The organism is Leucobacter japonicus (assembly GCF_001273855.1).
Classification (GTDB): Bacteria; Actinomycetota; Actinomycetes; order Actinomycetales; family Microbacteriaceae; genus Leucobacter; species Leucobacter japonicus.
The window spans coordinates 1-11,759 of sequence record NZ_JHBX01000107.1; the positions used below are offsets into that span (position 1 = coordinate 1).

The following is an 11,759-nucleotide window of genomic DNA, read 5'->3' on the forward strand; positions in this document are numbered from 1 at the left end:
CGCCGGAGGCGTCACATCAACGGTTACTGACCATGTCGCGGTGGGGTCAGAAACACCATCGCCATCGCATGCAGCCGCCAGGCTACCCAGGGCCTGGGCGTTCGTCGGCGCTCCCCCGCTACCCCACGGCCCGCTTCACCAGGTCTAACAGGCGCGTGGCGTCCGCGTCAGAGAGCTCCAGAATGCCGTATGCGCTCGGCCACATGCCACCATCGCGAATGAGCGTCGCATCTTCGAAGCCGAACGTCGACGTGGCCGTCTGGTACTTCGATGCGGCCATGAAGAAGCACAGCACCTTGCCGTCCAGGTAGTACGCCGGCTGACCGTAGCGCAGTTTCGGCTGCAGTCGAGGCACCTCCTCGAGAATCGCTTCGTGCAGGCGGAGCGCGATGTTCTGCTCGTCGGGCGTCATCGCCTCGATGATCTTGCGCACCTCGGCGTCGCCGTTCTCTCGCTTCTTGAGTTCTGCGGCGCGCGTTCTGATCGCTTTCCGCTCCTCGGCGGAAAGCGTCTCGGTTGTGTTCGGCATTCGGTCCCCCTTCGGTCAACGTTCGTGATGCCAGGCTAAACGGCCGCCCGGCGGGCAACTTCTCGAATCCTGACCGATGCACCTCCTCGTTCACCGCATGGCCGCCCAGCCCGCGTCTGAGGCAGAATCGAGTTATGACCGGTCACCGCCTCGCCCGCCTCAGCCTGCGTATCGACGCGATCTACTGCATCGCTTTGGGAGTACTCGTAGCTGCCACGGCGCCATTCACCGCCGGCAGCATCGCGGTCCCCCTCCCGGTGCTGGTTGTCATCGGCGCACTCACCGCCGCGTGGGGCGGATACGTCTGGTGGTCGCACGTGCATCGCCCAATTCGACAGGCCACCCGATTCGTCATGGTCGCCAACATCGCGGCGAGCCTGGCCCTCGCGGCGACGGGCCTCTTCGCGGGCGAGTGGGTGCTCGCCCTCGCCGCATCAGTGCTCGCCATCGACGTCGCCGCATTCGCGGTGAGCCAAGGAATCGCCCTGCGCCTTCCCGCGCGCGGGTAACCTGCTGTGCATGGGGAAAACGGTAGCTTTCGATGACGTCCTGACCGCATTGCCGGCACTTGCGGCGACGATTTGGCATGACGAGGTGTCGTCGCAGGAGGATCTGCGCGACCTGCTCGAGTCTTCGGGGCTTCCTCGCAAGATCGAGTACAACGATGGTCTCGACGACGACGATGCGGTAAGCCCACGCGTGAGCACCCGGTTCCAGGTGACCGGTCGTGATGACGATGCGGCGAGTGAACGACGTTTGCGTGCCGCAATCTCGCGATCGGCCGGCAAAGCCGTCGGCACCGATAAGCACTGGGATCTCGGCTCGTTCGAGTTCAGGATCAGATGCCGCGGCGATGAGTTCACTCTCGACTTCCAGCGCAAGTTCTCACTCGCGGCCGTGCGGGCGGCGGCTGCTGACTGGCTTGCCGGCGATCCGGGCGTCGCGTGGCTGCTCGCTCACGAACTCATCGATTCTGGCACCGAGCCTGAGAGCAACGAGTTCTGGCCCAAACCAGCCCGCTACTCGCAAAGCACCTTGGCACGATTTCTCCCCGACGGCACGGTGCGGGCGCACCTGTATCTCGATGCGAGTTCGGTACCGACGGGCGCAAAGCCGAAGTCAGACGACGCTGCCTACGAACTGACGCTCGCGTACCTCGAGGAATCGCTCGGAGCACGCACCGACCCCGGCCCCCACACCAGGCCGAGCTGGACGCGCGGCACCCGCACCTTTGAGTTTTATCGCATGCGCTCGCGGAGTCGCTCCGCGCAATTCACCGAAGCCGCGCGATCGGCAGCCGGGTGACCCGCCGATCCGATGACCCTCGCCCGCTGCAATCGGGGTTGCACTCGCGACTCGATGGCGTTGAGTATCAGGTGACCAGCACATTCGGCTGGTCGCTGTGGTCTCTCACGCCGGCCCCCGGCTTCACCCGACGACCCGGCAAGACTGGCTATTACCACCCCATCGAGCGCAATGGGCAGTTCACCTGTTTTCACGTCAGCACGCGTGGCTCCTACCGTGGCGTGCCCGTGGATGTCTCGGGCGGTGGCCCCGGCGGATACGTGCTTTCGACGAGCGACAATCGTGCCGGCGGCGCGGGTTTCTCCCAGCGCGGGCGCGCAGAGTGGCTCAAGAAGGTCGCGCTCGATGATCGCGAGCTGAGGTACAGCACGATTCGCACACCTGTGCCGCCACCGTGGGAGCGCGGGTAGACGCGCACCGAGGCGAAGCGCAAGAAAGGTGGTGGATCACGCAAAACGAGCCACTCAGAACTGCTCGGGTGGCTCGCCGCTCATGGTGGGACCAGGGCGTACTTCCGGCAGTTGAAACGCTGCGGCTGTGTCCGCACCGTCAGAGGGTAACTTGACCATAATTCACGCTATGCAATTTGTTCATACTTAATTTTCAAATCCAAAGAATGGCGAGTTTGAGAGACGCTCGAACCCGCCCGACGCAGGCCGCATCACACCTCCAACGACAGCGACCGCGCCCACCGCACCCGAGGGCACAGCGGACGCGGTCGTGCCGGTTGATTGGCAGGTTATGCGCGGCGTCGCGCTCGTGCAATAAGCACGCCGGCACCGAGCGTCAGCATCGCAGCACCTGCGAGCCACGCGATCGCCGAGTTCGACGAGCCGGTCTGTGCGAGGCGCCCCTGAGCCAGAGCCACCTGGGCGCTTGCAGCGGACGCCGCAGTGCCCGCATCGCTCGCCGCACCCGCACCTGCGCCACTCGACTGTGCGACGGCATCGGCACTTGCGGTCGCGCCCCCGTTTGCGGCAGCGCCAGCATCAGCGTCGGCGTCACTCTCCGCACCTGCGGCAACCGCAGCGTCGACGGTGACCGTCAGCGTCGCGTTGCCGGTAACCCCATCGGCGTTGGTCACTCGGTAGTCGATCGAGACCACTCCGGCGAACTCGGCATTGGGAACGAAGACGACCATGCCACTCACCACGGAGAACTGGCCTTCGGCGGTAGAGACTGCGGTCTGGGCGTTACCCTGCGCGTCGACCAGTGCGAGGCTCGCCGGGTCGAGGGCGGGCTCATCACCCACGCCGTCGTTCGACAGCACGTCGACGGTGACCGGCGTATTGGCAGCGGTGCTCACCGCATCATCGACGAGAGTGGTGGGTCGTGCCGCAACAACGTTCTGAGAGAACGTGCCGCTGAATACATGCGTCGAGCCACCCGAATAGTTGATACTCCAGCTGCCCCACGCAGACCCTGGAGCCGACGGGACCCAGCTGAGTCCGGTTGGATCGGCTACGACGTCGCCCGAAATTGCGACCGGCACGGGTTGTCCGTCAAGGCCGATGATCGGCGTATTCGACCCGACCCCAACGACACCATCCGACAGGGAGATGTTCTGTCCATCTGCCAAAATCATGTGCCGAGGATCGCTGGTGTCGGCGGCCACCGCGTTTGCGAGCGGTGAAATATCGCGAATTGAGTTCCCGCCGAGCAGCACTCCGCTCAAATTCGTGAGCTGCGCAAGCGGTGTGAGATCGGTCACACCTGCCTGCATCATGATCAGCGACGAGAGCTGGGTCAGGCCAGACAGCGGGGTCAGGTCGGCACCGTTGATGTTCGTCACCGAAAGCCAGGTGAGGTTGGTGAGCCCGGCAACCGCAGAGAGATCGACGTTCGGATTGTGCTGAAAATCGAGGTGCGTCAGGCCAGTGAGGTCGGAGATTGCGCTGATGTCGCTGAGCTGGTTGAAGCCCATCGTGAGCTCTGTCAGGTTCGTCAAGTTCGAGAGCGACGATACGTCGCTCACAGAGTTGTTCGAGAAATCGAGCCGCTCCAGTCCCGTCAGACTCGACACCGGCGAGATGTCACTGATGTCGTTGACACTGAGCAGCAGCTCGCGCGTGCCGGTGAGCGCTTCGGCACCGGTGATATCTGTGATGTCGGAGAAGTTGCAGTTCAGGTACGGCAGATTCGCGGCCTGCACGTCAGTGATCGCCGAACCTGCTGGCTGACCGAGCGCACTGTTGATGCAGTCGGCGAAATTCGCATCTGGGAAGTCCAGGTCAACGGCATTCGCGGGTACCGCGCCCACTCCGATCGCCACGGCGCTCACGCCCGCAACCACCAGTCCTCCCATTGCTCGACGCCAGATTCCTGCGCCCAGTCGACGTGATTTCATTGTATTCCTCCACACATTCATTATTTAATATCCCATATACTACACCTAAATTACTTGACATACGAGAGGTGTCCCATGAACAATTACGAAGCCATTGCCGCATCACTCATCTCGCGCGACGCATTTCTCGCACGATGCAACGAGCCCGGGGTCTTCGGGGCAAAGAAGCAGGCGGCGCGCGCCGAGCAGATGTGGCTCAGCGCAGAGCAGCGCGCCGTGCTGGCACACCAGGCAGTGCGCGCTCCCGGCGGCACGGGCACGGGGCTTCTCGTGCACCTCATCTGGGACGAGAACGCAGGTACCGCCGATGTCACCGCCGCCATCGCAGCCGTCGCCGACGACCTGCCCGCCGCCCTGACGCGCGCGGACGAGAAGGCCACCTACCGGCGTCGCGACAAGAAGCAGGGCGTGTTCTTCATGTGGCAGGACGTACGTTCGCAAGAACTGAGCCAGTGGTTCTTCACCCGCTTCGGCGTCCACGCGTTCGCGTCGCAACTGTTCAGTGCTGACGATCTCAACGAAGATCTCGCGATCGTCGCGATCATCGACGGGGTCGACCACATCTGGCTCGCGACCAGCAAATAGGCACCCTCGCGCGTGGACCACAAAGGTTCATTGACGGTGTTTTAGCCAACTGAAATTTCAAAACATCAACCAATCGGTCGATTCGATGGCCACACGCTGAACCATACCTTCGAGAGTGAGGAAGCGGCACCCCGCCCGCTTCCTCCTCACGTCACCATCGCCGCACTGGGTGCGGCACGACCGAAGGATCTCACGTGAACAAGATCACCCGTATCGGCGCCACCGGCGTCCTCGCAGCTGCGCTCGCCGGCGGCATCGCTCTCCCCGCGAACGCCGTCGCACCCGCGCCGAGCACCACGACCGCCGGTATCTCGGCGGTGGATTCGACCACCGGCGCCCCGACCATCCAGGTCGATGCCGTGCAGCCCGACACCCAGCGAGTGCAGCTCTCGGGCACGGCCGCGGCCCGCACGACGGTCTACGTCGAACGCGCGGCAGCCGGTCGCTACGTGCGCGTTGCGACCGTGCAGTCGAACGCGCAGGGCGCCTGGACCGCGACCGCGACGGGCACCTACGGCGACAACACGTTCCGGGCACGCACCGTCGGCGCTCCGACGAACGACGCACGCTCGTACACGGGCGTCACGATCGACCGCGCGCAGAGCACGGTGCAGTTCACGGCTCAGGCCACGTCGGTCGATCGCGCGGCAAAGCGTGCCGTCATCTCGGGCACCGCGACGCCGGGCACGCAGGTCAACCTCATCTACGGTCTGAGCGGTGTCACGGCGACCGCAGATATCTCGGGCGCCTGGACGGCGACCATCTCGGCGACGAACTGGCGCGACGACTGGGCGGGAGCTGCCGTGGGTTCGAAGTCGGTCGAGGTGAGCTCGTACGCAATGGGCCAGTACCTCACGGTCGCCTTCTAGGCACCACCCGAGTTACAGGCCTGCGGCCTCGTACAGGGCTTCGACCGCGTCGACGACCTCTTCCGAGTCGCGATCTGCATCAGATCTCAGGGCCTGTACACGCTCGGTGAATGCCGGCCCGAGCGCGTCGAGACGTGCACGCCACGCCTCGGCGCGCTCCTGCCAGTAGGCCACGCATTTGTAGTTCGCAGCGGGCAACTGCTGCTCGTGCCGCAGGTACTTGCGCACGGCACGGTTCAGGCGGCCTTCGGTCGACACCCAGACGTACGTCGATGCGTCGGGATTCAGCTCGCGCAGCGCGTCGAGCACGCGACTGTCGGCGTGCCCGTTGCCCGAGCCGTCGAGCCAGCGGTACTCGACACCCTCGGCGTCGGCGGCGGCCGCAACGAGACGCCGCTCAGCGTCTCCCACCTCGAGCAGCAGCACGGTCTCGACGTTGTCGGGGGCCTCCTCGGCGAGGCGCAATGCCGCCGGCAGGCCGGGCTCGTCGGCGACAAGGATCTGTCGCTTGAGTGCCTCCGGGCGCTCGTACAGCCCGCACGGCGGGTTGATGCCGACCGCCTGCCCGGGCCGGGCCTGCAGCGCCCACGCGGCGGCGATCCCGCCCTCGTGCACGACGAAGTCGACGTCGACCTGCCCCGCCCGATGCGCGCGGATCGTGTAGACGCGCATCTCCGAGGGCTCGATTCCCTCGGCGTAGTCCCAGCCGCGCAGCGACGTGATGAACGGCAGCCGCACCTCGTCGTCGGGGGTGTCGGGGAAGAACATGCGCACATACTCGTCACCGGTGCCAGTGGTCGGGTAATCGACGAGGTCGTCGCCGCCGAACACCACGCGCACCATTCCCGGCCCGAGACGCCGCACCTCGACCACCTCGGCGCGGTGAATGCGGGGCACGTACGATGCAGGGAATGGTGACGCGGTGTCGGTCATGGGGTCCTCTCAGTGCGGGGCCAGGGCGCTGCGGCGCTCCGCCGCGCAACCCAGATCAGAAGTTGTCGAATGCCTCGACGCTATCGGCAATATCGTTCACGAAGCTCGTGTAGGTAAGCGCGAAGCCGAAGCGCTGCGCGAGGTTGCCGTCGATCCAGTGGCCGGCCTCCACGGCGGGCACGCGGGCGAGCAGCGGATCAAGCTCCATGTCTTCCTCCGCCTTCAGCACGAGCACGATGTCGGCTCCACCGAGCGCGCTGACGGCGTTCTCGAAGCTCAGCATGTGCCCGTCGCCGTTCTGGTTCGCGGGCGCGGCGGTGATCTCGGCGTTCTCGTACTCCGTGAGTCCGAGGTCGGCGAGCACCACCTGGTAGATCGAGTCGCCGGTGACGACGGTGAAGTTGTCGGTCGGGGTGTGGATCGCGACGAAGCTCTTGCCCGCGACGCGATCGCCGATCCGCTCTTTCGCATCCGCCACTGCGTCTTCGTAGCCCGCGATCGCCTCGTCGGCCTCGTCGGTGCGGCCGAGCAGCGTGAGCTGATCCGTCATCGACACGAACGGGTCGTCGGCCGACGCACCCGCGACATCGAGGCCGTCGTTCACCGCAAGCACGGGGGCGATCTCGTCGAGCTTGAAGTCTTCGCCCTCGTAGTAGTTCGCCCAGCCCGAGCCCACGACGATGAGGTCGGGGTTGTACGAGGCGATCTCTTCGCGGTTCAGGTCGAACGCCGTGTTCTTGAGGTGTGCTGCATCGTCGCCGACGAGCGGCGACAGGGGGCTGTCGTCATCGAACGCGGTCGCCACGATCGGGTAGTCGGCGAGCAGCGACATCTCGAGCCCGCTGCGGCTGTCGAGCACGACCACGCGCTCGGGCTCTGCCGGGATCGTGGCCTCGTACCCCTCGTACGAGAAATCGATGGTCTCGGCGGATCCGCCCGACCCCGCGGCTTCCGCAGACGGTTCCGCGGAGCAGCCCGCGAGCAGCCCGACCGAGAGCAATCCGGCGAGCGAGGCGGTGATCGCACGGCGCACGGCGGGGCGCGCGGTGGTGCGGGTCGCGGAGGGTGAAGCGAGAGTCATGTCAGTCCTTGGTCGTTCGGAGACGGGGGTACCGGCGCGGAGCGCCACGATCCACGCTAGGGAGCCGCGGCGACGCTGGGCGGACGAGACGCGTCGCGTTCCGGACGCGCGGACGGGGTGCCGCTGCGATCGCGGCCGAGCGGCACGACCATCGGGGTGCCCGTCACCGGGTCGGGTACGACGCGGCACTCGAGCCCGAACACCTCGTGCACGAGGTCGGCCGTCACGATGTCGGCGGGGGCGCCCTCGGCGACGATCTCACCGTCTTTCATCGCGATGAGGTGCGTGGCGTAGCGGGCCGCGTGGTTGAGGTCGTGGAGCACCGCGACGAGCGTGTTGCCCGCGAGGTGCAGGTCGGTGAAGAGTTCGAGCAACTCGATCTGGTGGGAGATGTCGAGAAAGGTGGTCGGCTCGTCGAGCAGCAGCAGCGGAGTCTGCTGCGCCAGCACCATCGAGACCCAGACGCGCTGACGCTGCCCACCCGACAGCTCGTCGACCAGTCGGGGCGAGAGCTCGGTGACCCCGGTCGCCGCCATGGCTTCGACCACGGCGCGCTCATCGTCGTCGGTCCACTGACGAATGAGCCCCTGGTGTGGGTAGCGCCCGCGCGCGACGAGGTCGGCGACCGTGATGCCGTCAGGTGCGAGCGAGGTCTGCGGCAGCAGCCCCAGGCGCTTCGCGACTTCCTTCGCCTTGTAGGTCGAGATCGCTTTGCCGTCGAGCAGCACCTCGCCCTGCTGCGGTTTCAGTAGCCGTGAGAGTGCGCGCAGCAGCGTCGACTTGCCGCAGGCGTTCGGCCCGACGATCACCGTGAACGAGTGGTTCGGGATCGCGACCGTCAGGTCATCAGAGATGACCCGTCGGTCGTAGCCGATGCGCGCCGACTCGACGCGCAGGTGGGCAGGTGCAGAGTCTGGGGACGTCACAGTCGCCTCCGTGCTTCGTGGATGAGGAGCCAGATGAGATAGACGCCGCCGATCACGACCGTGACGATGCCGACCGGCAGCATCGCGGGGAGCGCGTGGAGCGCGACGAAGTCTGAGGCGGCGAGCAGCGCGGCGCCCATGAGTGCGGATGCCCCGATTGAGACGCCGGCGACGCGGGTCACCCGACGCGCGATCTGTGGCGCGGCGAGCGCCACGAAGGCGATCGGCCCGGCCGCCGCCGTGACCACGGCGATCAGAGCGACCGACACGAGCATCAGCGCGAGGCGCGCCGCCTCGACGTGGACCCCCAGCGCCTGCGCGGCGTCGTCGCCGAGCTCGAGCTGCCGCAGTGGACGCGAGAGCACGAGCGCCAGGGCGAGCAGCACGATCACGAGCGCGCTGCCGACGCCCGCCTGCGCCCACGTGATGCCATTGAGCGACCCGGCACCCCACACGGCCGCAATGAGCGCCTGGTCGAGGTCTGCGGTGAGCATCAGCCACGTGTTCACCGAGCCGAGCATCGCCGACACCGCGATGCCCACGATGATGAGCCGGAAGCCTTGCACGCCGCGGCTGAATGCGAGCACGTACACGAGCAGCGCCGTGGCGAGCCCACCGGCGAACGCCCCCGCCGCGACTTCGAGGTACGTGCCGCCGAGCACGATGATGACGATGAGCGCTCCCGTGTACGCGCCCGCCGAGAAGCCCACGATGTCGGGGCTCGCGAGCGGGTTGCGTGTCAGCGACTGGAAGATCGCGCCGCTCGCTCCGAGTGCCGCGCCGAACACGATCGAGGCGAGCACGCGCGGCATGCGCCACTCCACCACCACGGTGCGCGTGAAGTCGTCGACACCCGAGAACAGCGCGTGGCCCACCTGGCTCAGGCTGAGCGGGTACTCCCCGAACACCAGGCCCAGCACGCCGATCACCACGCACGCCACCAGCAGCACGACGCCGATGACGACCGAGCGCATGTCGATGCGCAGCCAGACGCCGCGGGCCTGCCACCGGTGCACGGTGCGCCCGAAGTCCACGCGATCCTGCACGTCGCTCACAGCCCACTCGCCTTTCGGCGCCGAATCAGCACGATCAAGAACGGAGCGCCGACGAACGCCGTCACGATGCCGACCGGAATCTCGGCCGGGCGCATCACGAGGCGCCCCACGATGTCGGAGACGAGCAGCAGGATCGGCGCGAGCACCACGGTGTACGCGAGAATCCAGCGCTGGTCGGGGCCGACGAACCAGCGCGCCACGTGCGGCACCATGAGCCCGACGAACCCGATCGGGCCGGCGATCGCGGTGGCGCCGCCGGCGAGCAGCGTGATCGCAATGATGCTGACGATGCGAGTGCGCAGCACATTGGCTCCGAGCGCGGCCGCCAGATCCTCACCGAGAGCGATCGCGTTCAGCGAGCGCGCCACGATCGCCGCGAGCACGAGCCCGACGGCAAGAAACGGCAGCACCGGAAGCACCACGTCGAGGCCGCGCCCCACCACGGTGCCGGCGCCCCAGTTGCGCATGGCGTCGAACGCCTTCGGGTCGAGCAGTGTGAGGCCGCTGGTGAGTCCCCCGAGCACTGCCCCGAGTGCGACGCCCGCGAGCACGAGTCGCAGCGGGTCCGCTCCCCCGCGGCCGGCCGCACCGATGGCGTACACCGCGATCGACACCGCGAGCGCCCCGGCGAACGCGAACCACAGGTAGCCCGAGATCGATGCCACGCCGAACCCGCCAATGCCCACGGCCACAGCGAACGCGGCGCCCGAGTTCACCCCGAGAATGCCCGGATCGGCCAGCGGATTGCGGGTCAGCGCCTGAATCAGCCCGCCCGACACCCCGAGCGCCGCCCCGACCACGATCGCGACGACCGTGCGCGGAATGCGCAGGTCGAGAATGACGAACTGCGCTTCATCGCCGCTCGGCGCGAAGACGGCGTCGCGCACCACGTCGAACCCCAGGTCGCGCGACCCGACCATCACGCTCAGGATCGCCACCGCGCCGAGCACGGCGAGTGCCACGCAGAGCACGAGCGCCCGCGACGCGTTGCCCGACGCGAGGCCCACGGTCGTCGCTCTCGGGCGGGTGAGGGTGTCGCTCAACGTGGATCGGGCTCCGTGCGGATCGGGGATGGACGGGGTGCTTGTCGCGTCGGCGCACTGAGGCGCGGCAACGCGGGCGCGCGTCAGCGCACGAGTTCGACGCTACGCGGCCCCGGAGGGTGCGGGGAGACAGGCGCTGTCGCGATCCGGACACCCATCGGGCACCTCACAACCGGCCCGCGATGTCGCCCGGGGTGAAACCCACGACCTTGCGGAAGGCCGCGACGAACGCGCTCGTCGTGCGATAGCCGACCTGACCGGCAACCGTCTTCACCGGAACACCGCCAGCGAGGGCGCCGAGCGCCGCCTGCATGCGCACGAGCCTGCGCCAAGCCGCGAAGCTCATTGCCACCTCGGCAGCGAAGATTCGACTCACGGTGCGCGCCGTGAGGTTGATGTCGCTCGCCCACTGTTCGAGCGATCGATCGTCGGCCGGGTCCGCGATGACGCGCGCAACCAGCGGGGCGAGCCGCGCGTCCCCCGGCAACGGCACGTCGAGCTGCACCGACTCCGTCGCCTCGAGCATGTCCATGCAGACCTGCTGAGCGCGCAGCCGCTGCACGTCGCTCATGGCCGCGTGCTTCAGATGCATCAGCAGCTGCCGCACGGCAGGATGGATGCGCACCGCAGTCGTCGTCGGCCACGTCTTCGTCCAACTGTCGAGCGCGAAGTACGTGGCGCGCACCGCCGTGCGATCACGAGTCGAGCCTTCGTGCTCCACACCCGCCGGAATCCAGACACCGACACCCGGCGTGACGGTCCACTGGCGCCCCTCGACCACCATGTGCGCGACGCCGCTGTCGGTCCAGAGCAGCTCATGCTCGACGTGGCGATGCGGCGGCCAGGCGAGGCCGTGGTCGGGCTGCAACACGGTCGTTGCGAGCAGAAAGTGCCTCGGGACCTCGCGCACCGCATCGCGGGTTGCCGCGCGATGTGCACGAGCCGGGGTTGCTGCCGGCGCCAGCGCCTGCCCCGGAGCCGTCACCGGAGCAGTCAGCGCGGAGGGCGCGTACGGGGCGGAGAGCAGAACCATGGAGACCTCAAGAAGCACGTGTGCAGGTAAGTTCAACCTAACATACGTGTGAT

General features: G+C 67.1%; 13 protein-coding genes. 5 read left to right on the forward strand and 8 right to left on the reverse strand.

Translation table 11 applies throughout. The annotated features are described in order from the left end of the window. Positions 1-118: 118 nt before the first annotated feature. On the reverse strand, positions 119-529 hold the full coding sequence (locus AMS67_RS08745) for a DUF1801 domain-containing protein (protein WP_053387043.1): 411 nt from the start codon (positions 527-529) through the stop codon (positions 119-121). Positions 530-663: 134 nt separating this feature from the next. On the opposite strand from AMS67_RS08745, the gene AMS67_RS08750 reads away from it, so the two are divergent. The 3 genes from AMS67_RS08750 to AMS67_RS08760 all read left to right on the forward strand — a co-directional run bounded on the left by AMS67_RS08750 (position 664) and on the right by AMS67_RS08760 (position 2,244). Further along, positions 664-1,038, forward strand: coding sequence for a hypothetical protein (locus tag AMS67_RS08750; protein WP_053387044.1), 375 nt, complete (start codon positions 664-666; stop codon positions 1,036-1,038). Between the two features lie 10 nt (positions 1,039-1,048). Continuing rightward, on the forward strand, positions 1,049-1,834 hold the full coding sequence (locus AMS67_RS08755; protein ID WP_156316599.1) for a hypothetical protein: 786 nt from the start codon (positions 1,049-1,051) through the stop codon (positions 1,832-1,834). A gap of 71 nt (positions 1,835-1,905) precedes the next feature. Next, on the forward strand, positions 1,906-2,244 hold the full coding sequence (locus AMS67_RS08760) for a hypothetical protein (protein ID WP_156316600.1): 339 nt from the start codon (positions 1,906-1,908) through the stop codon (positions 2,242-2,244). A 329-nt stretch (positions 2,245-2,573) separates the two neighbouring features. On the opposite strand, the gene AMS67_RS08765 is transcribed toward AMS67_RS08760, so the two are convergent. Beyond that, positions 2,574-4,181 (reverse strand): leucine-rich repeat domain-containing protein, encoded by a 1,608-nt coding sequence (locus AMS67_RS08765; RefSeq protein WP_162230840.1) that lies wholly within the window; start codon positions 4,179-4,181, stop codon positions 2,574-2,576. A gap of 75 nt (positions 4,182-4,256) precedes the next feature. On the opposite strand from AMS67_RS08765, the gene AMS67_RS08770 reads away from it, so the two are divergent. Together AMS67_RS08770 and AMS67_RS08775 are read left to right on the forward strand one after the other, a co-directional pair. Beyond that, on the forward strand, positions 4,257-4,766 hold the full coding sequence (locus tag AMS67_RS08770) for a hypothetical protein (RefSeq protein WP_053387048.1): 510 nt from the start codon (positions 4,257-4,259) through the stop codon (positions 4,764-4,766). 194 nt (positions 4,767-4,960) lie between these two features. Next, positions 4,961-5,635 (forward strand): hypothetical protein, encoded by a 675-nt coding sequence (locus AMS67_RS08775; RefSeq protein WP_053387049.1) that lies wholly within the window; start codon positions 4,961-4,963, stop codon positions 5,633-5,635. Positions 5,636-5,647: 12 nt separating this feature from the next. Here the strand turns inward: AMS67_RS08775 and AMS67_RS08780 are convergent, their stop codons facing one another. The 6 genes from AMS67_RS08780 to AMS67_RS08805 form a co-directional block, all read right to left on the reverse strand. Beyond that, positions 5,648-6,568: a siderophore-interacting protein gene (locus AMS67_RS08780; protein ID WP_053387050.1), complete on the reverse strand. Its 921-nt coding sequence runs from the start codon at positions 6,566-6,568 to the stop codon at positions 5,648-5,650. Positions 6,569-6,623: 55 nt separating this feature from the next. Further along, complete coding sequence (locus AMS67_RS08785) at positions 6,624-7,649, reverse strand: ABC transporter substrate-binding protein (protein WP_053352281.1); 1,026 nt, start codon at positions 7,647-7,649, stop codon at positions 6,624-6,626. Positions 7,650-7,705: 56 nt separating this feature from the next. Beyond that, complete coding sequence (locus tag AMS67_RS08790; RefSeq protein WP_053387051.1) at positions 7,706-8,575, reverse strand: ABC transporter ATP-binding protein; 870 nt, start codon at positions 8,573-8,575, stop codon at positions 7,706-7,708. Beyond that, positions 8,572-9,630: a FecCD family ABC transporter permease gene (locus AMS67_RS08795; protein WP_241488029.1), complete on the reverse strand. Its 1,059-nt coding sequence runs from the start codon at positions 9,628-9,630 to the stop codon at positions 8,572-8,574. The genes AMS67_RS08790 and AMS67_RS08795 overlap by 4 nt, the downstream gene beginning before the upstream one ends. Beyond that, on the reverse strand, positions 9,627-10,673 hold the full coding sequence (locus tag AMS67_RS08800) for a FecCD family ABC transporter permease (protein WP_075201296.1): 1,047 nt from the start codon (positions 10,671-10,673) through the stop codon (positions 9,627-9,629). The genes AMS67_RS08795 and AMS67_RS08800 overlap by 4 nt, the downstream gene beginning before the upstream one ends. Positions 10,674-10,839: 166 nt before the next feature. After that, a complete protein-coding gene (locus tag AMS67_RS08805) occupies positions 10,840-11,706 on the reverse strand; it encodes a helix-turn-helix domain-containing protein (protein WP_053387052.1) in 867 nt (288 codons plus the stop codon). Positions 11,707-11,759 lie beyond the last annotated feature (53 nt).